The following is a 22,192-nucleotide window of genomic DNA, read 5'->3' as shown; positions in this document are numbered from 1 at the left end:
TCCCTGCAATGAGCCGCCAGGACCTTCGCATGCCTCACCCCGATCCCCTGCCCGCGCGCCCTTCATGGCGTGCTTACCGGCGCGCCGTGGCAGGTGCCCTGCTTGCCGCCCCGTTCATGATGGCCGGGGTCTGCACGGCACGGGCTACAGGGTGTAGCGACCTTGCCCGCCACGCCCTGCCTGATGCCACCTTTACCACCGTTGAAACCGTAAAAGCCGGAAGCTGGCACGCACCGCAGGACCAGCTCAGCCACATCATGTCCACACCGGGCATGAACCTGGCCGGGCACCCGACCGAGGCCGCGAACCCCGCCTTCTGCCGCGTGGCCATCACGCTCCACCCAACGGCGGATTCCCATATCCGCACCGAAATCTGGCTGCCGCTCAAGGGGTGGAACGGCAGGTTGCTGGGGGTGGGCAATTTTGGCTGGGCAGGCTCGCTCATGTATGATGGCATGGCCACCGGCCTGAGCGAAGGCTATGCGGTAGCCAGCACCGATACCGGGCATGACAGCGCCACCCCGGAGGGCCAGGGCGGGCGCTTTACGCTGGGCCACCCCGAGAAAATGATCGACTACGCCTACCGCGCCGACCACCTGATGACGGTCGCGGCCAAGGCGCTGGTCAGGACATTCTATGGCCACGAGGCCACGCATGCCTACTGGATCGGCTGCTCGCTCGGCGGTCTGGAAGGGCTGATCGAAGCAAAACGCTACCCTGAGGATTATGACGGCATTGTAGCGGGCGCGCCGCCCAACCCGATTGTCAACTTCAATGCCGAACAGCTCTGGGCGGGGTGGATGAGCTATCATGATCCGGCGCTGCGCGTATCACGCGACAAGTTCCGGCTGCTCAATACGGCGGTCATGAATGCCTGCGCGGGACCGGTAGGCAAAAAACAGGGCTTTGTGGATGAACCGGACCGCTGCGCCTTCAGGCCCGAACAGCTTCTGTGCGCAACGGGCAGCAACACGACCAATTGCCTGACCGCCGACGAAGTACGTGCCGCGCGCAACATCTATCAGGGCCCCGTTGACCCGCTGACGCACACGGTCATCTTCCCCGGCCCGGCCAAGGGCAGCGAGGATGGTTTTTCAGCGGATGGCAAGGCCTTCCCCGTAGCGCTCGACCTGTTCAGATACGCAGCCTTCCAGAACCCGGACTGGGACTGGACCACCCTGAAATGGGATACCGACGTGCAGGAAGCCACCCGCAAGGTCGGCCCGCTCCTGCATGTGGATGACAACCTTGCGCCCTTCCTCGCCCGCGGGGGCAGGCTGCTGCTCTATATCGGCTGGAATGACGGCCATAATCCCCAGCAGCTTGCCACCTACTATCAGGCCGTGCAGCGCCACGCGGGGGCTGCCGGGCATGACGGGGTCAGGCTCATCACCATTCCCGGCATGGAGCACTGCCACGGTGGTGCCGGGTGTGACACCTTCAGCAAGCTCGGTGCAATCGATAACTGGGTCAGCCACGGGCAGGCGCCTGACATGATCGTTGCGGCCCGCGTTGACGAGGGCAGGATTGTCCGCACCCGCCCGCTCTGCGCCTGGCCCGCTGTTGCGCGCTATGATGGGCAGGGCGACATGGATGATGCCCGAAGCTTTGCCTGCGTTACGCCAGGCACGAAATAATTTTTAAAAACTACAGGGAATGCCGTCTTAAAAAAAGGCGGCATTCCAAAACTTCAGTTATTCTCCAAAAACCTTTTCAGTTTTTCAGAATAACCCATTCACCCTCGACCTTTTTTACCGGCACGGTAGCCTCGCGCACGTCGCCTTGCGCGTTTTTCAGCGTGATCTTGCAGGTGTAGATGGAGTCCTCGCCTTCCTTCGTGTGGCAGTCGCTATCAACAACCTTGACCTGCGGGTTCTGTGACACGAGCGGGTTGGGCCGCCCGATCAACTCCATGCTGAGGTGGTTTGCCTGGTCAAGCTCCTGCTTCATGCTCTTGTCCAGCGCCGTCTGTATGTCGCTCGTCGAGGGGCCGCCACAGGCCGTCAGCGCCAGCACGGGAAGCAGCACCAGGCCGGAACGCAGGGATTTAACTGAAAAACGCATGGTGAGTTCTTTCACGGGCAGGAATTGAGGCCGTGCTTATGATAAAGGTACCCATAGATGTCAATAAACTAGGCTTTATGCCTGATTAACCGACAGGCATTGGCCATCCTTTATCAACACCCATGCCCCCATTAGCCACGCCCGGCCGGAGAACATGATGACAGCAGACCACGAACACACCGAAGCCGCGCAGGGCAGCCCGGAAGGCGATGATACCCCCCTGCCCCCTGAAAATGGTGGCAAAAAGGGATGGCTGAAATCAAGGATCGCTGCGGTAGGCGAAAGAACGGGCCGGGTCAGGAAAGGAGTAAAAGACTATTACAGAAGCGACGCCTCGCAGGAGAAAATCCAGTGGCTGCGCAACAGGACCCTGTCCATCAGGGATTCCGAACTTCTGGAAAAATATGGCCCGCTGATCGAGCAGACCATCCGGCAGGTCGCCTCTTCCAGTGTGTTCAATATTCTGGCCGATGAACTGATCATTGCCCGATTTGCCAATCTGGTCATTGCGCACCTGCCGCCACATGTACAGCTTGTGTTGCGCAAGACCGGCATGGACAGGCTGCTGATAGCAGCATTATCGCGCGCCAAGGAGCCGATCCTGCGCAGGATCGTAGCCATGCGCCTGCATGGCGTGCCCGCCGCTGATGCCATGAAAGCCCGGCCGAACGGGATTGAAGCCAGCCCCGCCACAACAAGGAAAGACGGGACGGAAAAATAAACAGCGCTGCTTTATTTAAGGCAGCGCTGTTTTGAAGCTTTTTGAAAACAGCTTCACCAAAAACTTCTTTCAGTTTTTTAAAAGTCAGATGGGCAGGCGCATTTTAAATGCGCCTGCCTGTGTTTCAGGTGCTGCTTTTAAGCAGGCGTGACGCCCGGCTCAGCGCCATGATGGGGAAAAACTGCCGGTACAGGTCATAGCGCAGCATGAACGCGCGCGAGAGTTCCGCGCCCTGCTGCAGGCGGCTTGTCAGGGCCGGGTCATCGAGCTTGATGGTCTGCCCCACCCCGTAACCGGGGAAGCCGGTGCCGGTGAACTCCTTTTCATCCCAGCGGCCATCAGGCTGTTGCAGGTCGATCAGGTAGCGGCAGCCACGCACGATGGCCTCATGGTCCTGCTTGCGGTTGGCCGCGATCAGCCCCATCAGCGCCCAGGCAGTCTGTGATGGCGTGGTCGGCCCGCGCCCGATAGAGGCAATCTCCATGTAGGATGCGCAGCTTTCGCCCCAGCCGCCATTTTCCTGCTGGTGGGCCACAAGCCAGTCACACGCCTTGGCAATGTAAGGCTGGGTCATGTCCTCGCCAATGGCGGCAAGGGCGGGCAGCACCGCGCCCGTGCCATACAGGTAATTGACGCCCCAGCGGCCAAACCACGGGCCATCGGCTTCCTGCTCGGCGCGGATATAGGCCAGCCCGCGCTGGAGCGCAGGCATGTCGCGCGGCAGGCCCAGCACGCCAAAGGCCTCGAGCACATGCGCCGTTACATCGACGGAAGGCGGGTCGAGTGCCTCGCCAAAATCACAGAACGGGATCTTGGACAGCAGGGCGCGGTTGTTATCCTTGTCAAACGCGCCCCAGCCGCCGCAGGTGCTCTGCATGCCCACAAGCCAGTTCACACCGCGGGTAATGGCGGCCTCGACGCCCCTGCCCTTCCATTCCTCCCGGTCGCGGCAGGCGGCCAGTGCAATCAGGGCCACGGCGGTATCATCGGTATCGGGGTAACGGTCATTGGCGTATTCAAACGCCCAGCCACCGGGTTCCAGATCCGGCAGCTTGACGGACCAGTCGCCCTTCACCCGCACCTGCCGCTCAAGCAGCCAGCCCAGTGCCTTGTCCATCTCGGGGGAGAAATTGGTCTCGGCATCAGCATCATGCAGGGCCATCAGCGCAAGCATGGTGTCCCATACCGGGCTGTTGGTGGCCTGCACCCAGCTTGCATCGCCCCGGTCATAGCGCCAGCCGGGATCATCCAGCGCAGCCAGTCCCTTGGCCATGACGGGGTGATGGAACTGGTAGTCCTCGCCATGCAGCGCCATCAGGCCATAGACCCATGGCGGCTGGATGCCGCCCCAGCCGCCATCGGCATCCTGGTGGCGGATGATCCATTCCAGCATGTGCCGGATCGCGGCCTCGCGCATGGTGTTGCGTTTGAGGAATTTCGTCTGCAGCCAGTGCAGCGCGCGATCGGTCTTGCGGAAGAAGGTGGCCCACAGATCCTGCCCATCACGCGGAGGCAGTTCGTAATCGAAATTCTCGCGCCCTGCGGGAAACAGCGCATCAAGCCGGTCCTGCGGGCGCAGGGGGCGTGAGGAGCGCCGCGCGGACAGGATGGCCAGCGGCACCAGTGTCGCGCGCGCCCACTGCGCGAAATTGTAGATTGAGAAAACGAATTTGTTGGGAAACCAGATAATTTCAGGCGGCAGGTTGGGCGTTTTTTCCCACGGCCATTCCCCAATCAGGGCCAGCCAGTAACGGGTGAACACGCGCACGTTGCGCAGGCCGCCCTTGCTCGCGATCCATGTAGCCGCCCGGCTCAGGGCGGGGTCATCGGCGGCATAACCCAGCGAGCGCAGGGCAGCATAGGATTCGACAGTGGCGTTGATATCGCCATTGCCCGCGCCGTAATAGATGCCCCATGAGCCATCCTCGCGCTGCATTTCCAGCAGGGCCTTGCCCAGGCGGGGGCGCAGGGAGTGGTCCTCAAGGCCAAGGAACCACAGGGCCAGGCACCATTCGGCCTCCATCGAGGCGTTTGACGCGACCGACCCGACCCAGTGGCCATCGGGCTTTTGCTGTTCCATCAGCCATTTGCAGGCGGCGGAAATGGTGTGCGTCAGGCTGTTGTCAATGCCCCTGAAAGCCGCCGCCGGAGCGGAATCGGGGCGGGATTCGGTCTTGTCGGGGCCGGGAGTGCCGGCCTGCTTGCGTGAAAGACGACTTTCGCTGTTCATTTCATCCATACCTGTGGGCGATATAATAGTCAGGGGCCTTGTCAATCCGTGCTGGCCTGCGGGGATGCGACCAGTTGCTCAAAATCAGCGAAGACAGTTTCCCACTCCGCCTGATCCATTTCAATAAACCCTGTGCTGCGCAGAAAAAATGCCCCCTCGGCGGCAAAAAGCGCCGTGCGGGCCCGACGCGCCACGGCAGAGGCCGGATTACACACTTTGAACCAGCGTGCATACCACGCCCGCAGCCGGTGCAGGTGTTTGGGTGACTGCATGAGGGTGACAAGCATGCCTGCCATACGGGTCTGTGTGGCCTCATCAATCTGGCTGGCCACCACCACATAGGCGTGTGCCCGATCGGTGGCATCGGGGCGGGCAGGCATGTTCTGGCTCACCTGTGCATCAAAAACCGCGATCCAGCGGTCGATCAGCGCGGTAATCAGGTCATCCTTGCTGCCAAAGCAGTATTGCAGGCCGCCTTTGGTAATGCCAGCCTCGCGCGCCACGGCATCGAGCGTCAGCGCGGCAGCACCTTCGCGCTGCACAAGGTGTTCGACGCAATCAAGCACCCTGTCGCGGTCAATGGTTCTCGGGCGCGCCATGCGCGGGGCCTCCGCAGTTTCATTCCATCTGGATGGAATTAAACCATGGCGGTCCGCACCCCGCAAGTCATTGCCGTGCGCCCAGCCAAATGCCGCCTTTGAAAACAGGCGGCACCCGCAAACGTGTCTTGGTATCAGGCCGCGGTGAGCGAGGCCATGTCGATCACAAAGCGATAATGTACATCGCCCCGGTCCATGCGCTCGAAGGCCTCGTTAATCTGCTGCATGGGCACGATCTCGCAATCGGGCAGGATGTTCTTGCGCGCGCAGAAGTCGAGCAGTTCCTGTGTCTGTGGCAGGCCACCCACGGGCGAGCCGGTAATGCGCCGCCGCCCCAGCACCAGCGGTAGCGAACTGAACGCGGGCACCGGGCCAAGATTGCCCACAATCACCAGCACCCCTTCCACATCAAGCAGGGCAACATAGGGCGAGACATCATGCGCAACGGGCACGGTATCGATAATGACATCGAGCGAGGAGGCCCCGGCCTTCATCGCCTCATCGGAGGTGGAAACGATGACATGATCCGCCCCCAGCGCCTTCGCTTCCGCCGCCTTGGCGGCACTACGGGTAATGACCGTGACCGTGGCGCCCAGCCCTGCGGCAAGCCGCACGGCCAGATGCCCCAGCCCGCCAATGCCCACTACGCCCACGCGGCTGCCCGGCCCCACATTCCATGTGCGCAGCGGGGAATAGACGGTAATGCCCGCGCACAGCAGCGGCCCCGCGCGGGCGGGATCAAGCCCCGCAGGCAGGCGCAGCACGAATTCATCGCGCACCACGATGTGCTTGGAGTAGCCACCATGCGTGGTTTCGCAGGTGAGCCGGTCGCGGCCGTTATAGGTTAGGGTCGGGACTTCGCGACACATCTGCTGCTCGCCCCGGCGGCACTGGTCGCATTGCTGGCAGCTATCGACAATGGTGCCCACGGCCACGGCATCACCCACCTTGTGGCGTGTCACCCTGGGGCCGACAGCCACGACCTGACCAATGATTTCATGCCCCGGCACGCAGGGGTAGAGCGTTGGCCCCCACTCCTTCCAGTCATCACGGCTCTGGTGCAGGTCGGAATGACACACGCCACAGTACAGGATTTCGAGGGCCACATCATTATCACGCAGGTCACGGCGCTCGAAGGCATAGGGCGCCAGCGGTGTTTTTGCATCACGCGCGGCATAACCAATGGTTTTCATGTTGTTCCACCCTGTTCAGACTATTGCTCTACGGCACGGGCACAAAGCCCTTTCTCGCCCGCTCGGTGGCATGAAGATCATCCGCCAGACATGGCGGCGGAAACAGACTTTCCCGCCTCAGGCTGAGGGAGCCTTGAAGCCCTGCCACACCGGAGTTTGCAAGAACGCAGTCTTGCACTGATGGTTCAGGCCTGCAAGGCAGGCGGTACGCCCCCCTGCGGCAGGTCTTGTGGAAATGACATTCCGGTTTATCCCTGCATAAGCACGGTGCACAGCTACCGCCGCCACGTCAGGCATGGGCGCGACAGGCGGATGGATGGGAGAGCGTGCCATGTGCTTCATCCATTTACGGGTATTGTCAGCACGGCGCCTGGATTTTTGGTGGTTTTGGACAGTTCCATCAGGATCTGCAGCATGGTGAACCCGAGTTTGCTGGGAAAATCGGTATCCGATATATAGTAGAACTTATTATTGTACTTTGTTGATACAAAAGAAGATCGCGGCCGTTCATTGCTGACATGAACAAAAACCGTTGGCTTTGTATTTCGCCCGACCAAAATGATTTTGGGCAGGGTGCGTCCTGAATCAATATCTTCCTGCGGAACGTCGATCTGGTAGGCAATCTGCCCCATAACACCGAGCATTGTGCGCGTGAGCAGCCTGACCTGACCACGTTGCGGCTTGCCTGCCCCATAGATGACTTCCACGCGCTCGTCATTGGGGCCCATTGCAAAAAACCGCCGCGTTGCCTTCACGACTTCAGACAGGATCGGGTCTGTCGTTGAGGATACCGTCAGGAACACCCGATCAAACGCCGGGGTCTTTCCTGGTATTTCCTCACTATGTTCAAGCTGTATGCCAAGAAGGCCCGCGATCTGCAGCCGGCGCAGGTCATAGAGCAGTTCAAAGAATTCAGGCGAGCCCCGTCCGAGGTCACCCCCTATGGCACCCGCATTATTGATGAGATTGACCGACTGGACCGACAGGCGGAACAGGATATCGATGGGCAACCCCCCCATGGCGAGAGGCAGCAGGCTGCCGGGGGGAAGCGGGCGCAGGAAACTCTGCGCATAGGCATCGCCCGTAACGGGCTGGAATGTAAACGTCGGGCTTTCCTGTATCTGCGCCCCGATTGTCCCTGCGGGTCTGATCGGGTTGGAATCCGAGCCGACCCCGATGGAAATATTGCGCTGTAACTGGTAGCCGGAAATCAGTTGGGTCGTATCGAGAAAGCCAGGCGTGTCGGCATACCGCAAACGGACGACGTTAAGGAGTGTCTGCTGTTTGGAAGAACCAATCAGTGCCTGTGAATAGTCAAGCTGATCGCGATCCAGTCTCTGTGAGCCAACGCCATAACATCCACCCAGTAATAAAACAAGCGGCACAAGAATAATTTTTTTCATGGCAACAGAACTCTGCATCTTTCAATACGATATATTATACGGACTTTAATTATTTTTTAATGCTGCTAAGGCACCCGACCGTACTGCATTGTGTCATGATAACATGTTGTTTTCTTGAATTGTAACTCTATCTATTTTTATCCAGGAATGAAAAAAACATGCTACAATCATTTCATGGATATTTTTCAATAATATAGGTCCATTCCCGGCATGATGTGCTGGCAGGCAGACTGTATGATATTATTAAAATCATGTAAATTATACTGCCCTCACGGGCATGGTCCCGTCGTAATGTCTGTTTCAGGCCGCCTGCCCTGTGCCTGAAGGCATTTTTCAAGAGGTATGCGTTATTATGAAATAGTGTATCAACCCGCTGATACGGTCGCATCATATCCTGTGCAGAAGGAACAATCTGGAGTAATGATCAGGATTGTGAGCGTTATCCAAATCTCCCGTAAGGTGTTTTGATATTATGCGTAAAAGCTTTTTTGCCCTTGTTCCGGCGCTCCTGCTGACGGGCCACGCGCATGCAACGGACGTAAAGCTGCCCGATGGAACCCCGGCAAGCGCGACCGTTCAGACACCCTGCACAAGCGAGAGCTACAAGGAATACGAAAGCTGCATTTCCGCCATCCTCAGCCTGGCCTCCAACCGTGGTGGTGATATCGACATCAGGGCAATCGAAACCCTGCTGCCCAAAGACATCCAGAAAGCAGCCATCATCAGCGGCATTACGGCGGCACCGGTTGCGCCAATGACGGTGTCGTTAAAACATTATGATGACAAGAATATTACCTGGCCCTCAACAGATACGCCTCTCGACCACATCATAATTCCCAATAACGGTACCTATCAGGTCGTGCTTACAACAACTGATGGCGGCAAGACATGGGGCATGCGGATCATTATTGAACAGCCGGGATCAGTCGATCAGTAAAACAGCAGCGGGTGGCGTCCATCCTGTTACCGCCCCTGCCTGTGCCAAAGGCGCCATCGCATAATGCATGTCCATTCGAACATGCCGGACCCTATGCTTCCTGATCCGGGAGCGCATCCCGCTTTTCATGCAACGAGAACAGACACTCTGCTGTCCTGTTTTTACTTATATTTCAAAGTAAAAATTACTGCACACCCATAGGAAATACAATAATTTCGACCCAGAAATACCGTCAAAAGCCCCTCTGCTTCTGACGGTATTCTCTCCACCTCCCGACCGGCACGCCCGGGCATGGCACGCCATGCCCGGATTTACGAGAAAGGGCGGGAGCTTTCAGCCCTTTGTGGAAATCATTCCCACTCGATCGTTCCCGGCGGCTTGGACGTGATGTCATACGTCACGCGGTTCACGCCCCGCACTTCATTGACAATACGTCCGGCCACACGGTTGAGGAAAGACATGTCAAACGGATAGATATCCGCCGTCATGCCATCCGTGCTGGTCACGGCGCGCAGGGCGCAGGCGTAATCATAGGTGCGGCCATCACCCATGACGCCCACGGTGCGCACGGGCAGCAGCACGGCAAAAGCCTGCCAGATGGCGTCATACAGCCCAGCCGCGCGGATTTCCTCAAGGAAAATGGAGTCCACACGGCGCAGCAGGGCCAGCTTCTCGCGCGTGATGGCGCCGGGAATGCGGATGGCAAGCCCGGGGCCAGGGAACGGGTGGCGGCCCACGATCGCTTCGGGAATATCCATCTCGCGGCCGAGTTCGCGCACTTCATCCTTGAACAGTTCGCGTAGCGGCTCGACAAGCTGCATCTTCATCCGCTCGGGCAGGCCACCCACATTGTGGTGCGACTTGATGGTAACGGACGGGCCGCCGGTAAAGCTCACGCTCTCGATCACGTCGGGGTAGAGCGTGCCCTGTGCGAGGAACTCGGCACCACCAAGCTTGGCGGCTTCTTCCTCGAACACCTCGATGAACAGGCGGCCAATGGTCTTGCGCTTGATCTCGGGGTCGCTCACCCCTTCGAGCGCGTTGAGGAACAGGTCGGAGGCATCACGGTGGATCAGGTGAATGTTGAAGCGATCGCGGAAGGTGCGGATCACCTCATCTGCCTCGCCAGCACGCAGGATGCCCGGATCAACGAAAATGCAGGTCAGCTGGTCGCCAATGGCCTGATGGATCAGCACGGCGGCCACCGAGGAATCAACGCCGCCCGAAAGCCCGCAGATCACCCGCCCCTTGCCCACCTGCTGGCGGATGCGCGCGATCTCCATGTCACGGAAGCCGGCCATGGTCCAGGTGCCCCGGCACCCCGCCACGCCATGCGTGAAGTTGCGCAGCAGGGCCGCACCATGCGGGGTATGCACCACCTCGGGGTGGAACTGCACGCCATAGAGCCTGCGGCCCTCATCAGCGATGATGGCGAACGGTGCGCCCTCGCTCACGGCCACGGCCTGGAAGCCGGGCGGCAGCGCGGTCACGCGGTCACCATGGCTCATCCACACCTGCTCGCGCCCACCGCGCGCCCATGTGCCACGAAACAGCGCGCAATCCTTGATGATATCGATATGCGCACGGCCGAATTCACGGTGTTCGGATGATTCGACCCTGCCACCCAGCATGCGGCACATGGCCTGCTGCCCGTAGCAGATGCCCAGCACCGGCACGTTCAGTTCAAACACCACCGGCGGGATGGTCGGCGCATTCTCGTCAAGCACGCTGGCCGGGCTGCCTGAAAGGATGATGCCTTTGGGCGCAAAGGCCCGAATCCGCTCGGCCGTGCTGGAATACGGCCAGATCTCGCAATACACCCCGCTCTCGCGCACGCGGCGGGCAATCAGCTGCGTGACCTGGCTGCCGAAATCCAGGATCAGGATCCGGTCTTCATGCAGGGATTCATCAAGTCCTGCCGGTGGGGGGGCTGTATTCACGGTGTCGTTCATCATGTGTCTTTCGGTCGCGGCATTATCGATACACAGGGCTTCCAGCATGAGCGGGCGACCCGATGCAAGGGTGGGATAGTCTTTCGGGCGCAGATAGCACAATATAAGGCATGAGGCAGGCCCATGTCGCCTGCCACGTTCCGAAACCCGAACCAGAGGTCCGTTTTCATGATTGCATGCCTCGTGCGGCCAGCGGTGGTGGCCCTTGGCCTGGCCGGCATCATCGCCTTTGCCCACCCCGCCGCAGCCGATGCGCTGCATGACCCGAAAGGATTGTGGACCGGCAAACTCGTGGCCGACAAGGGCAACTGCACCGAAGAGACACGCGATACCTCCACCTTTCAGGTGGGCTCGAAAACGCTCACTTTCACCCCCGCCGATGGCTCCGTACCGCTGCGCGGCAAGCCCGAAAATGGATACGCCCACTATCATGTCGAGGCCCTGCTGCAACAGCCGTCGGGCGCAGCCTTCCCCATGGTGTTCGAGGCCCATCCTGAAGGAAAGACCATCGTTGGCGTCTATGGCACGCCGCGCTGCCGCGCGCATATCGTGCTCAGCCGATAGGCCTGCCATGCCGCCACGCACGGACATGTTCACGCAATCGGGAACACCCTGGTCCCGTACAGGCATGGATGCGGGGCCACGATCCGATATATTCCATCCATGTCCGATAACATGACACTGGCCGGGGCCGTTCTTTCCATCATCGTCCGCAAGGGGCGCATGCTGCTCGTGCGCCGCCGCAACCCGCCCGATCAGGGGCTGTGGGGCTTTCCCGGCGGGCGGATCGAACATGGCGAAACCTGTTTTGATGCCGCCGCACGTGAACTGCGCGAAGAGACCGGCTTCATCACCCATGCCGAGGGCACGCTGACCGCCTTCGACCTGATCGATCGTGACGAACAGGGCCATATCCGCTTTCACTATCTGATCGTGGCCGTAAAATGCCACGACAATGGCTGGACCGACATCCATGCGGGCGACGACGCGGATGCCGTCGACTGGTTCGATCTTGATCAGGTGCATGCCCGCCCGGCCGCCTTCAGCCCCGGCCTGCCCGAACTCGGCGCCCTGGCCCTGTCAGCCCGGGGCATCGCACCGTGGCCACTGGCCCCGCAAACCCGCAAGACCGATACCGCCCCCCACCACCGGGCCGAAAGCCTCCTGTCATGACCGCCCGCACCGCCCTGATTGTTGAAGACGAGGCCATGATTGCCGAACTGGTCGCCACCATGCTGGAAAGCGACGGCATAACCACCACGATATGCCCCAGCGTGGCCGAGGCCATGCGCCAGCTTGAAGCGCACCCCTGCGCCGTGGCGCTGGTTGACCTGACCCTGCCCGATGGCGAGCCCGATGCCTTTATTGCCGCCGCCCGCGCGCGCGGCAGCCATGTGATCGTGATGAGCGGCGACCCCGACCGGCTGGCAGGCTACGCGCCCCTGCCCCTGCTGGAAAAACCCTTCCGCATGAAGGCCATGCTCGAACAGGTGCGCCAGGCGTTGCCTGTGGCTGACTGAGGCTGATGCCGTGCGACGCAGGCCGGTCGTTTTGGCAGGGCTTCTTTCAGATACTTTGAAGAATGCCGTCTTTTTGGAAAAAGGCGGCACCCGAAAACTTTTATTATTTTTTATTGAGAAATATTTAAAATTAAAGCAGAGACTGGAAAATATTATCCTGAAGCACAAAAAAAGTGCCTACTCTCTGTCAGAATACTGCTCCAAAAGAGTGGGACACTATTAGAAAATGGTATTTCCCTGCTTCCGAAGCCCGACCAGACTACATCCGGAAAGCAAAAGGCACCTCCATATCAGTAAAAAGAAGCATAGAGAAACGACAAGAAAACGGCCGATTTTATTCGAAACAGGAATTCATGATGCTCATCTGCCACCGGCCACCGGCAGGCGCACCATTGTCTGGCGCTCGGCGGCTGACAGGTCAGGACGCAACTGCACGCGATACAGGCCAACCGGCTCGGCCACGCGCCCCTTGCGCCCGCGCATCACCGTGCCCAGCCTGTCTACGGAGGCGAACATATCCGTATCGAACGTGCGGCGCGGATTGCAGACCATAATGCCCCCGCCCGTCACGTCATGCGGCAGGTTGAACAGCGCCCAGCGCGGCTCCATGCCCACCACGGTGCGGCCGGGCAGTACCGTGGCCAGTTCCGCCGCCGTGCCATAATCACACGCGGCCACGAATTCGCCGGGTCTGGCCACGGCTGCAATATCCACCGCCAGCCCGCGCCAGCCCGCCATCTGCCGCAGCGCCACATCGGTATGGGAAGACAGGGGTAGCGGCGCAAACAGCGCCTGCCCGTACACCAGCGCACCAATCAGTAGCCCGCTGCCAACTGCCCAACGCCCCCAGCGCCAGCCCACCAGCCCCGTGGCCACGGCCAGCGCCGGGTAGATCACCACCGGCCAGTTCGCCTGCACCCGGTCGCCTATGCCATGCTGCACAAACACGCACACCGGCACGACTACCAGACAGGCCAGCAGGGCCGCACCGGGCACCCGCCAGGCCTGCCGCCACGCACGGACCTGCCCCCACACGAAAAACGCGGCAATACCCGGTGTCATCAACCCCACCTGCCCGGCCAGCAGTTCGGTCAAAAACTGGAAGGCCCTTGCCGGATGCCAGTCTGCCGTGCGGCCACCCTGACGGGCAAAGCTGGCCCAGCCATGCGTTGCGTTCCACCACAGCACGGGTGCGACGCACAGCACGGCCAGCATCAGGCCACCTGCAATCGCGGCCCAGTGCCTGCCCTGCCCTGGCACGCGCTGCCACAGGCTCTGGCCCAACCACCACAGGCCAATGCCCGCCACGGGCAGCACGGCGGTGTATTTGCTGTCAAAGGCCAGCCCGGCCACAAGACCCACGACCAGCCACCAGCGCGCCCCGCCTCCCGCCACGATGCGCCCCATGACCCAGAGCAGTACGGACAGGAAGAAAAGCACCGGCATGTCCGGCGTCATGACAACGGACTGAATGGCCAGCGCAAGTGTGGCCTGCAACAGCGCACAGGCCCGCCAGGCCAGCGCGGGCGCAGCATCCGGCAGCAGGTCACGCACAGCCCGGAACAGGAAAAAGGAAGCCCCCGCCCCTGCCAGCACGCCCACCAGCCTTACGCCAAATGGATCATCGCCCCCAAGCGCCATGCCCAGCCTGATCCACATCGCCACCATGGGCGGGTGGTCCAGGTAGCTTGCCGCAGGTGCCAGCGCCCATATGCGGTAATAGGCCTCATCAGGCGAAAGTGGCAGGAAGGCCGCCACCACCAGCCGCAGGCAGGCGATCAGGCCAAGCAGGCACAGCCACGGGCGCGGGCTGTCCTTCATGCTCACGCCAATACCTTCACACAGGCACGCCGGGGCGGTTGAGGCTGGTGCGGATGGTCTGAAGTGTCTGCACGCGCACCACATGGGTGGCTTCGGTCAACTGGCGGGTCAGCAGGTTTTCATGCGTTGCGTCACGCGCTACGAGCCGTACCAGAAAGTCGCCGCCGCCACGAATCATGTGGCACTCACGCACCTCCGGCCAGGCCGAGACCTGTGCCTCAAAGGCGGCGAGCACGGTTTCTTTCTGGCTATCCAGCCCGATCAGGGCAAAAAGCGTGATCGACCAGCCCAGCCGCGCGCCATCAGTGTCGGCATGATAGCCACGGATCACGTGGTCCTCTTCGAGCCTGCGCATGCGCCGCAGGCAGGGCGGTGCGGAAATGCCGACCCGCCGCGCCAGTTCCACGTTCGTCATGCGTCCGTCGAGCTGAAGTTCGGCCACAATCCGACGATCAATCGCATCCAGATCAGCCATCCGTTCCGCCATGCACATTCCATCTCTCGACAAAGGGGCAACCGCCGGACCGGGTGCCACGATAATGAAGCACTTTCTACTCCAACCCTTGCACGGACGCCAGTGGACGACCATACCAAAGGAAATTATGACGATACGATAGGTTTTCCCGATCTCATGCCCCAGACCGTTTCTACCGACCTGCTTGTCATCGGCGCGGGTCCCGCCGGTTATACCGCCGCCATCTATGCTGCGCGCGCCAGTCTCTCGCCCGTTCTCGTGGCGGGGCTACAGCCCGGCGGCCAGCTCATGATCACCACCGATGTCGAGAACTATCCCGGTTTTGCCAAAGGCATACAGGGGCCGGAACTGATGGAGCAGATGGCCGAGCAGGCCCGCAATGTCGGCACCCGGATGATGGATGACATCATCGTCTCATGCGATTTCAGCCGCGCTGATGGCAGTGGCCGTTTTTACGCCACCGGCGATTCCGGCACGGTGTACGAGGCGCGCAGCGTCATCATCGCCACCGGCGCCCAGGCTAAGTGGCTCGGGGTGCCGGGCGAGAAGGAATTCCAGGGCGGGGGTGTTTCGGCCTGCGCCACGTGTGATGGCTTTTTCTATCGCGGCAGGCGCGTGGCCGTGATTGGCGGCGGCAACACGGCGGTGGAAGAAGCCCTCTACCTCACCCATCATGCCAGCCACGTCACCCTCATCCACCGCCGCGACACCCTGCGGGCGGAAAAGATCCTGCAGGACCGGCTGCATGCCAACCCCAAGATATCGGTGCTGTGGAACAAGGCGGTCGAACGCATTACCGGCAGCGGCACGCCCGCCGTGGTCACGGGGGCGGACCTGCGCGACACGGTCACGGGTGAAACCACTCATATCGACGTGGATGGCGTGTTCGTTGCCATCGGCCACGCCCCGAACACCACAATTTTTCGTGATGTCGTGGCCATCGATACGGATGGCTACATCACCACGACACCGGGTAGCACACGCACCTCGGTGCCAGGCATATTTGCCGCAGGTGACGTGCAGGACAAGATATATAGGCAGGCCGTAACTGCTGCGGGCACCGGCTGCATGGCAGCGCTCGAGGCCGAGCGCTTTCTTGCCACAGGTCAGTAAAGGACTGCATGAGTCCTTGACCTGCTCCAGCATTTCCTTCACCACAACCCCTAGTGTCATAACATTTGGCGCGCCCTTTATAAGATAGAAAGCGGAGTCAACGCGTGGACTGGGATAAACTCCGGATATTTCATGCTGTAGCCGAGGCAGGGTCCTTCACCCATGCCGGCGACGTGCTTAACCTGAGCCAGTCTGCGGTATCGCGGCAGATTTCAGCCCTGGAAGAAGCGCTGCAGGTTCCCCTTTTCCACCGGCATGCCCGGGGGCTGATCCTGACCGAGCAGGGCGAGACGCTGAACCAGACGGTTCGGGAAGTCTTCTCCAAGCTCGCCATGACCCAGTCCCTGCTGACGGAAAGCAAGGAAAAGGCAGCCGGTCGGCTACGGGTTACGACAACAACCGGCTTTGGCACCTGCTGGCTCACGCCGCGGCTGCACCGGTTCATGGAAACCAACCCTGATATTTCGATCACCCTGATCCTGGAAGATAACGACCTCGATCTGGGCATGCGCGAGGCCGACGTGGCCGTGCGCATGCACCCGCCCCGCCAGCCGGACCTGATCCAGCGGCACCTGGCCGACTTCCCGCTGCCGATCTATGCCTCGCAGTCCTATCTCAATGACTACGGCACGCCGCGCACGCTGGAAGAGCTCAACGCCCACAAGCTGATCCTGTTCGGGGGGTATCACCCGCCCGTGCCGCACATCAACTGGCTGGCCGAGACCGGCGTGCCGTCCGATGAGCGCCGTCAGGCCCGCCTTGAGGTCAACAGCCTTGCCGCCATGGCGGGCGCCATTGCGGCTGGCATCGGCATTGGCTCGATTCCGCTTTATGCGGCATCGCAGTACCCCAACCTCGTCAAGATCCTGCCCGAGGTGCCGCTGCCCACGGTGGATGCCTACTTCGTCTACCCCGAGGAACTGCGCACCTCCAAGCGCGTGGCTGTTTTCCGTGACTTCCTGCTCGCGGAAATCAACGCCCGCCACTAAGCGCGCGCAACGTCCCCCGCGCCGGTTCATTCCGGCCGGGGTGACGCAATGCATGCCAATCCTGTGTGGCACCATAACGTGCCATCACGCTGGACATCTCAGGGCGGCTTTTGCCGAAAACCTGAAGGAACGCCGCCTTTTTGAAAAAGGGTGGCTCCCGCAAGCCTCTCTTCTTATCTGCCTGACAGCATTAAAAAAACGGCAGACCCGCCGCCCCGTTCAATCGGCAGCGGGGGCTGAATTGACGCGTTCGCGCAGTTCCTTGCCCGCCTTGAAGAAGGGCACGACCTTCTCATCCACCGATACGCTCTCCCCCGTGCGGGGGTTTCGCCCGGTGCGGGCATCGCGCTTCTTGACGGTAAATGCGCCAAAGCCACGCAGTTCCACCCGGTCACCGTGCATCAGGGCATTGCTGATTTCAGCAAAGATGACCTGAACGATACGTTCCACATCCCGCAGGGGGATATGGGGTCGGGCTGCGGCAAGCTCGGCGATCAATTCCGATCTGGTCATCCTGTTCCCCTCAAATTAAACAAGAAATTATAGTTTCCAGATCGCAACGGCCCCGTCAAGCATACTACTTTCTTTCAGCAGCATTTCCGCACCCGGCACGCCCGATAACACACCCGCAATCCAGTGCCGCCAGTTTACCCGGGTTGCCTGCGGCCCGATATCGGTCACAGGCGCATCATCGGGCAGACGCGCGGTCTTGAGCAACCACTGCCGCGCATCATCAAGCGAGCCGATCTGGTCAACCAGCCCAAGCCCGAGCGCCTGCTGTCCGGTATAGGGGCGGCCATCGGCCAGTTCACGCACGCGCTCGGGCTTCATGTGCCGGTCCTGCGCCACGACGGTAACAAAAAAACCGTAAAGATCGGCAATAACGCCCTGCAACATTTCGCGCCCCTGTGGCGAGAGCGGCTGCACGGCGGAAGGCTGGCCTTTCATGGGGCCGGATACAAGCTGGTCCACATGCACGCCCACCCGTTCGAGCAGGCCAGAAACATCGGGCGATTCCAGCAGCACGCCAATCGAGCCGGTCAGGGTGGAGCGGTTGGCGAAAATGCGGCTGGCAGGCACCGACACCATATACCCCGCCGAAGCTGCCACGCTGCCCATGGACACGACAACCGGCTTGCTGCGCGCGAATGCCGCCACGGCATCATGCAGCACCTCGCCGCCTGTTACGGCGCCACCAGGGCTGTTGACTTCAAGAACCAGCCCCTTGACCGAAGCATCATCCGCCGCCTTTTTCAGCGCCTCGACATTCTCATGCTCATCCGTGCCGATGACCCCGGCAAGCTTGAGATGGACAAGATGCGGGGCATGACCGCCAAACCCGCCCGAGCGGCCTATGGCCAGCAGGCAGGCCAGAACAAAAAAAGCCACGGCACTCCCTCGCCAGAGTAGAAGCTGGCGGCGGCGTGACGTGGCATGCACAGACATATCGGGGCTTGTATCCATGGTTAGGGCAATACCACGGATACCGCCCATACCGAAGACAGGATCAAACGTAAAAACAGGCTCGTATCACGCCTTGCGTCGGCGGCCCGGTCGCCCACGGCCACCTTCCGCCCCACCAGCATCGGGTGCTGCTGCTGCTGCAGCGGCGGCGGAGGCTGCGGTAATCTTGCGGCCAAGCCCGATTTCACGCGCGAGGCTTGAGCGCCGCTCGGCATAGTTGGGAGCAACCATGGGGTATTCAGCCGGCAGGCCCCAGCGCTCACGATACTGGTCGGGGGTCATGCCATAGGCGCTCTGCAGATGGCGCTTGAGCATCTTGAGTTTTTTGCCGTCTTCAAGGCAGACAATGTAATCGGCAAACACCGAGCGCTTGATGGGCACGGCGGGCTGAAGCTTCTCAGGCTCTTCTGCCGGACGACCCACCGTTGACAGTGCCGTATAAACATTACGGATCAGGTCAGGCAGCACATCGGCGCCAACACTGTTATTGGAAACATGTGCCGACACGATCTGCGCGGTCAGTTCCAGACATGAGAAATCCTGTTCAGTATCAGACATGGTTTTTGCGCCTCTTTAACTTACAATAAAATTTCGTGATTTATTCACGATCCCTCATTACGTCTACATATACGGACAGAACGCTGAATACAATACTGAACATTGAACCAACTACGCTTATTCTGATTACCTATACCTCTTATATTATATGGAACATCCAGTATTAAATAATGCCGACCACAAAAAGCAACTATTTGTATAAAATTGATTCAAATATGCGCCTGAAACACCCTGCAGCAGGTCACCCGCCATCATATGGCCGTTTTTTTGGGGACGATTTTTTCAGGACGCTTTGAAATCATGCCGCCATTTTGAACAAAGGCGGCATGCCATAAAAACTTTTATTAGTTTTATCAATATGTTGTTCTGAAATACGCCTTCAATCGCGCATCACGATTCATATATACGGGCGAAGCAGGCCGCTGGCTCATCCTTGGCCGGGCTTGGGCCCGCTGCGCCCCGGCGCACCAGTCCGGCCAGGCGCTCCATGTCGAAATCAGGATCGCAGACAGCACAGATCAGACGCACGCGCATTTCCTCCATACTATCCTTAATACTGTAAATGACCTGCCGGGCTTCCTTGCGGGTTATAACAATTTCGGCGCGCCGAAGTTCCGCAAGCTGCTGGCTCAGGGTTGGCTGGCCGATACCGGTCTCGCTTTCGATCTGGCCCACGCTCTTTTCACCATCGAGCAGGCAGGCCAGCACCATGAGCCGCTGTGGCTGGGCCAGGAGCCGCAAGCGCTGCACAAGGCTTTCAGCCACTTCGCGTGTTCTCGGCATTTTGGGCATGGAGCTTTCCCTCTCAGCTGGCGGTTTATGCGCGTGCTGTACCATATTCATGCCCCGCACAACAGCAACCTGCCGCGCGAGGGAAATATAGCGCTTGATAAAATACATACATAATATAATAAAAAGATAAACCATTTATCAGGCCCCATATGCTGCAAACCGGACTTACCGCATGACCCTCCAGCCGCTCACGCCAGCGCCCGATGCCCGGCAGCACGCTCCATGACTGATCTTGTGCAGGTCGCCCTCGGGCTGGGCTGCGGTGGCGTTATCGGCTTCACGCTCGGGCTTGTGGGCGGCGGCGGCTCCATCCTGGCCGTGCCGCTGCTGCTTTACGTGGCTGGCATGACCGACCCGCACCGCGCCATCGGCACAAGTGCGGTTGCCGTTACGGTCAATGCCCTGTTCAACCTTGCCAGCCATGCCCGGGCTGGCAACGTGCGGTGGAAATGCGCCGGTCTGTTCGCCAGCGCGGGCGTGGGGGGCGCGCTGGTGGGGGCTGCATGCGGCAAGATCATCAACGGGCAGCACCTGTTGTTTCTGTTCGCGCTGGTCATGCTGGGCGTTGGCGGATTGATGGCGCGTGGCTGCAGCACAGATGCGCAGGCCCCTGTCCCGACCGAGCGCACCACCATGGCGCCGGTGCTGCTCTATGGCGTGGCGACAGGATTCTGCTCGGGCTTCTTCGGTATTGGCGGCGGCTTCCTGATCGTGCCTGCGCTGCTGGCGGCAACAGGCATGCCCATGCTCAACGCCATTGCCACCTCACTGGTGGCGGTGTGCGCCTTCGGGCTGACCACATCGGTCAGCTATGCCACGGCAGGCATGGTTGACCTGCCCATGGCGGCCATACTGGTGGCAGGCGGCATGGCAGGCGGCCTGGGCGGCACGCTGGCAGCACGCAGGCTGGGCCGCCAGCCGCAACGCCTGCGGCTGATCTTTGCATGCCTGATCTTTATCGTGGCATTCTACATGATGTGGCGCAGCGCGCAGGCCATGGGCCTTGTCTGACACCACGCGGGCGCTACTGGGCCTGCCTGCCACCGCGATGAGACTGCCATCATGCCGAACATAACCGTCACCCTTGCCCATGCTGCCGACTTCGCGGGCTGGCGCTTGGCCACACGCAGCCTTGCCGGTCGCCACGCCCCGCCTGCCGACATTACATGGCGGATCGCAACCGAATCCGCAGCCCTGCCCGCACCAGACCCGGCCGCCGCGCGATTTACCGTGTCGCGCGCGGTGATGGAGCTTGCGGCCACCATGGTGCAGTCCGCCCTGCCCGACCGCTTCGCCCTCGCCTATATGCTGGTTTATGACCATGTCATGGACATGCCGACTGGCCAGGATGTGGCAGACCGCATGGCCGCGGCGAAGGAAGACGTAATCGCGCAGACCCGGCACCTGCGTGATGAAATCCGCGAGGCCCTTTCCCATCATGATGCCACAGCCCCCTGTCAGGGCCGCGTGGATACGCTCAGCCTTGTGCCCGAAAGCAATGCGCGGTTCCTGACCCTGCAACGTTCCTTCGCCCCCTGGCAACTTGACATGCCGGACCGCACGCTGCGCTGGACCGGCCACGAGATGCTGCGCGAACCCCTCGGCCAGGCCCCGCAAACGCTTGACCCGACCAGCCTGCCGCCGCCCGCCATGCCCATGGTGCCCGACCTTGATATTGACCGCATCACATCGCTGCGCGCGGTGGCGCTGGCGGCAAAAACATGCCTGATCTGCCCCATGGCGGCCCATGCCACCCAGACCGTGTTTGGCGAAGGCCGGGAAACAGCGCGCATGATGTTCGTAGGCGAACAGCCCGGTGATATTGAAGACCGCGCAGGCCGCCCCTTTGTCGGCCCGGCAGGGCAGTTATTCGACCGCGCCCTGCAGGAAGCCGGAATCGGGCGTGATGACACTTATGTGACCAACACGGTCAAGCACTTCAAATTCCGCCGCACGCCCACGCGCCGCATCCATGAAAAGGCAGGCCCGGCGGAAATTGCGGCCTGCGCCCCATGGCTTGCCGCCGAGCGGCGGATCATCCGCCCTGCGGTCGTGGTCATGCTGGGTGTCACGGCGGCCTCGGCGCTGCTGGGGCGCAGCGTCACCATCAGCCGGGAGCGTTCGCGCATCATCACCATGGAAGATGGATCGGACGGACTCGTAACGGTTCACCCGTCATACCTGCTGCGCCTGCCAGATGAAGCGGCGCGGGCGCGCGAATATGACCGCTTTGTTAATGACCTGCGCCTGGCCGCAGGCCGCCTCGGCCCTGTCGTGACATAATCCGTCACGAGGAAAGCCGATGCCTGATATGCGCTCGCAACACCATTACGTCATGCCAAGATGGGCTATGGGTATGGG

At 60.7% G+C, this 22,192-nt stretch carries 22 protein-coding genes; 10 read left to right on the top strand and 12 right to left on the bottom strand.

Translation table 11 applies throughout. From position 1 onward, the window contains the following. Nucleotides 1-29 precede the first annotated feature (29 nt). A complete protein-coding gene (locus tag FMA36_RS11825; RefSeq protein WP_240906341.1) occupies nucleotides 30-1,637 on the top strand; it encodes a tannase/feruloyl esterase family alpha/beta hydrolase in 1,608 nt (535 codons plus the stop codon). 76 nt (nucleotides 1,638-1,713) lie between these two features. Here FMA36_RS11825 and FMA36_RS11820 read toward each other — a convergent pair whose 3' ends face one another. Next, nucleotides 1,714-2,064, bottom strand: coding sequence for a hypothetical protein (locus FMA36_RS11820; protein WP_159262473.1), 351 nt, complete (start codon nucleotides 2,062-2,064; stop codon nucleotides 1,714-1,716). Between the two features lie 154 nt (nucleotides 2,065-2,218). Between FMA36_RS11820 and FMA36_RS11815 the strand changes: the two genes are divergently transcribed. Continuing rightward, nucleotides 2,219-2,785, top strand: a complete 567-nt coding sequence (locus FMA36_RS11815; RefSeq protein ID WP_159262471.1) for a hypothetical protein — start codon at nucleotides 2,219-2,221, stop codon at nucleotides 2,783-2,785. A gap of 124 nt (nucleotides 2,786-2,909) precedes the next feature. On the opposite strand, the gene shc is transcribed toward FMA36_RS11815, so the two are convergent. The 4 genes from shc to FMA36_RS11795 form a co-directional block, all read right to left on the bottom strand. Continuing rightward, the gene (gene shc, locus FMA36_RS11810; protein WP_159262470.1) at nucleotides 2,910-5,015 is read right to left on the bottom strand and encodes a squalene--hopene cyclase; all 2,106 of its coding nucleotides are present in this window, start codon (nucleotides 5,013-5,015) and stop codon (nucleotides 2,910-2,912) included. Between the two features lie 41 nt (nucleotides 5,016-5,056). Next, nucleotides 5,057-5,614 (bottom strand): TetR/AcrR family transcriptional regulator, encoded by a 558-nt coding sequence (locus tag FMA36_RS11805; protein ID WP_159262467.1) that lies wholly within the window; start codon nucleotides 5,612-5,614, stop codon nucleotides 5,057-5,059. A gap of 134 nt (nucleotides 5,615-5,748) precedes the next feature. Continuing rightward, entirely contained in the window at nucleotides 5,749-6,807 is a 1,059-nt protein-coding gene (locus FMA36_RS11800; RefSeq protein ID WP_159262466.1) for an NAD(P)-dependent alcohol dehydrogenase, read from the bottom strand. A 338-nt stretch (nucleotides 6,808-7,145) separates the two neighbouring features. Continuing rightward, entirely contained in the window at nucleotides 7,146-8,210 is a 1,065-nt protein-coding gene (locus FMA36_RS11795) for a hypothetical protein (protein ID WP_159262465.1), read from the bottom strand. A 472-nt stretch (nucleotides 8,211-8,682) separates the two neighbouring features. On the opposite strand from FMA36_RS11795, the gene FMA36_RS11790 reads away from it, so the two are divergent. Then, nucleotides 8,683-9,147 (top strand): hypothetical protein, encoded by a 465-nt coding sequence (locus tag FMA36_RS11790; protein WP_159262464.1) that lies wholly within the window; start codon nucleotides 8,683-8,685, stop codon nucleotides 9,145-9,147. Between the two features lie 350 nt (nucleotides 9,148-9,497). On the opposite strand, the gene guaA is transcribed toward FMA36_RS11790, so the two are convergent. Beyond that, nucleotides 9,498-11,099, bottom strand: a complete 1,602-nt coding sequence (gene guaA / locus FMA36_RS11785) for a glutamine-hydrolyzing GMP synthase (protein ID WP_167518058.1) — start codon at nucleotides 11,097-11,099, stop codon at nucleotides 9,498-9,500. A gap of 168 nt (nucleotides 11,100-11,267) precedes the next feature. On the opposite strand from guaA, the gene FMA36_RS11780 reads away from it, so the two are divergent. The 3 genes from FMA36_RS11780 to FMA36_RS11770 all read left to right on the top strand — a co-directional run bounded on the left by FMA36_RS11780 (nucleotide 11,268) and on the right by FMA36_RS11770 (nucleotide 12,619). Continuing rightward, nucleotides 11,268-11,663 carry a hypothetical protein gene (locus FMA36_RS11780; RefSeq protein WP_240906340.1) on the top strand — a complete coding sequence of 132 codons (396 nt, stop codon included), beginning with the start codon at nucleotides 11,268-11,270 and terminating at the stop codon, nucleotides 11,661-11,663. A gap of 99 nt (nucleotides 11,664-11,762) precedes the next feature. Next, on the top strand, nucleotides 11,763-12,272 hold the full coding sequence (locus FMA36_RS11775; protein ID WP_159262460.1) for an NUDIX hydrolase: 510 nt from the start codon (nucleotides 11,763-11,765) through the stop codon (nucleotides 12,270-12,272). Continuing rightward, entirely contained in the window at nucleotides 12,269-12,619 is a 351-nt protein-coding gene (locus FMA36_RS11770) for a response regulator (RefSeq protein ID WP_159262459.1), read from the top strand. The genes FMA36_RS11775 and FMA36_RS11770 overlap by 4 nt, the downstream gene beginning before the upstream one ends. A gap of 360 nt (nucleotides 12,620-12,979) precedes the next feature. Here FMA36_RS11770 and FMA36_RS11765 read toward each other — a convergent pair whose 3' ends face one another. Both FMA36_RS11765 and FMA36_RS11760 read right to left on the bottom strand, forming a co-directional pair. Further along, the gene (locus FMA36_RS11765) at nucleotides 12,980-14,440 is read right to left on the bottom strand and encodes an ArnT family glycosyltransferase (protein ID WP_159262457.1); all 1,461 of its coding nucleotides are present in this window, start codon (nucleotides 14,438-14,440) and stop codon (nucleotides 12,980-12,982) included. A gap of 16 nt (nucleotides 14,441-14,456) precedes the next feature. Further along, nucleotides 14,457-14,927, bottom strand: a complete 471-nt coding sequence (locus FMA36_RS11760; protein ID WP_061275817.1) for an Lrp/AsnC family transcriptional regulator — start codon at nucleotides 14,925-14,927, stop codon at nucleotides 14,457-14,459. A 144-nt stretch (nucleotides 14,928-15,071) separates the two neighbouring features. Here FMA36_RS11760 and trxB point away from each other — a divergent pair, with 144 nt between their 5' ends. Both trxB and FMA36_RS11750 read left to right on the top strand, forming a co-directional pair. After that, nucleotides 15,072-16,028 (top strand): thioredoxin-disulfide reductase, encoded by a 957-nt coding sequence (gene trxB, locus FMA36_RS11755; RefSeq protein ID WP_159262454.1) that lies wholly within the window; start codon nucleotides 15,072-15,074, stop codon nucleotides 16,026-16,028. Nucleotides 16,029-16,132: 104 nt separating this feature from the next. Further along, the gene (locus tag FMA36_RS11750; RefSeq protein ID WP_014104779.1) at nucleotides 16,133-17,017 is read left to right on the top strand and encodes a LysR family transcriptional regulator; all 885 of its coding nucleotides are present in this window, start codon (nucleotides 16,133-16,135) and stop codon (nucleotides 17,015-17,017) included. A 219-nt stretch (nucleotides 17,018-17,236) separates the two neighbouring features. Here the strand turns inward: FMA36_RS11750 and ihfB are convergent, their stop codons facing one another. From ihfB to FMA36_RS11730, 4 genes are all read right to left on the bottom strand, one after another. Beyond that, nucleotides 17,237-17,530: an integration host factor subunit beta gene (gene ihfB / locus FMA36_RS11745; protein WP_110569229.1), complete on the bottom strand. Its 294-nt coding sequence runs from the start codon at nucleotides 17,528-17,530 to the stop codon at nucleotides 17,237-17,239. Between the two features lie 27 nt (nucleotides 17,531-17,557). Next, complete coding sequence (gene sppA / locus FMA36_RS11740) at nucleotides 17,558-18,481, bottom strand: signal peptide peptidase SppA (protein ID WP_159262453.1); 924 nt, start codon at nucleotides 18,479-18,481, stop codon at nucleotides 17,558-17,560. 66 nt (nucleotides 18,482-18,547) lie between these two features. Continuing rightward, on the bottom strand, nucleotides 18,548-19,039 hold the full coding sequence (locus FMA36_RS11735) for a Ros/MucR family transcriptional regulator (RefSeq protein ID WP_159262451.1): 492 nt from the start codon (nucleotides 19,037-19,039) through the stop codon (nucleotides 18,548-18,550). A gap of 390 nt (nucleotides 19,040-19,429) precedes the next feature. Continuing rightward, nucleotides 19,430-19,831, bottom strand: coding sequence for an ArsR/SmtB family transcription factor (locus tag FMA36_RS11730; RefSeq protein WP_159262449.1), 402 nt, complete (start codon nucleotides 19,829-19,831; stop codon nucleotides 19,430-19,432). A 222-nt stretch (nucleotides 19,832-20,053) separates the two neighbouring features. Here FMA36_RS11730 and FMA36_RS11725 point away from each other — a divergent pair, with 222 nt between their 5' ends. Further along, nucleotides 20,054-20,842, top strand: a complete 789-nt coding sequence (locus FMA36_RS11725; protein WP_159262447.1) for a sulfite exporter TauE/SafE family protein — start codon at nucleotides 20,054-20,056, stop codon at nucleotides 20,840-20,842. A gap of 51 nt (nucleotides 20,843-20,893) precedes the next feature. Beyond that, nucleotides 20,894-22,114, top strand: a complete 1,221-nt coding sequence (locus FMA36_RS11720; RefSeq protein WP_159262446.1) for a UdgX family uracil-DNA binding protein — start codon at nucleotides 20,894-20,896, stop codon at nucleotides 22,112-22,114. Nucleotides 22,115-22,192 lie beyond the last annotated feature (78 nt).

Source organism: Komagataeibacter xylinus (genome assembly GCF_009834365.1).
GTDB classification, from domain to species: domain Bacteria; phylum Pseudomonadota; class Alphaproteobacteria; order Acetobacterales; family Acetobacteraceae; genus Komagataeibacter; species Komagataeibacter xylinus_D.
The sequence above is the reverse complement of the archived record's forward strand: the minus strand, read 5'-3'. Positions and strand labels throughout refer to the sequence as shown.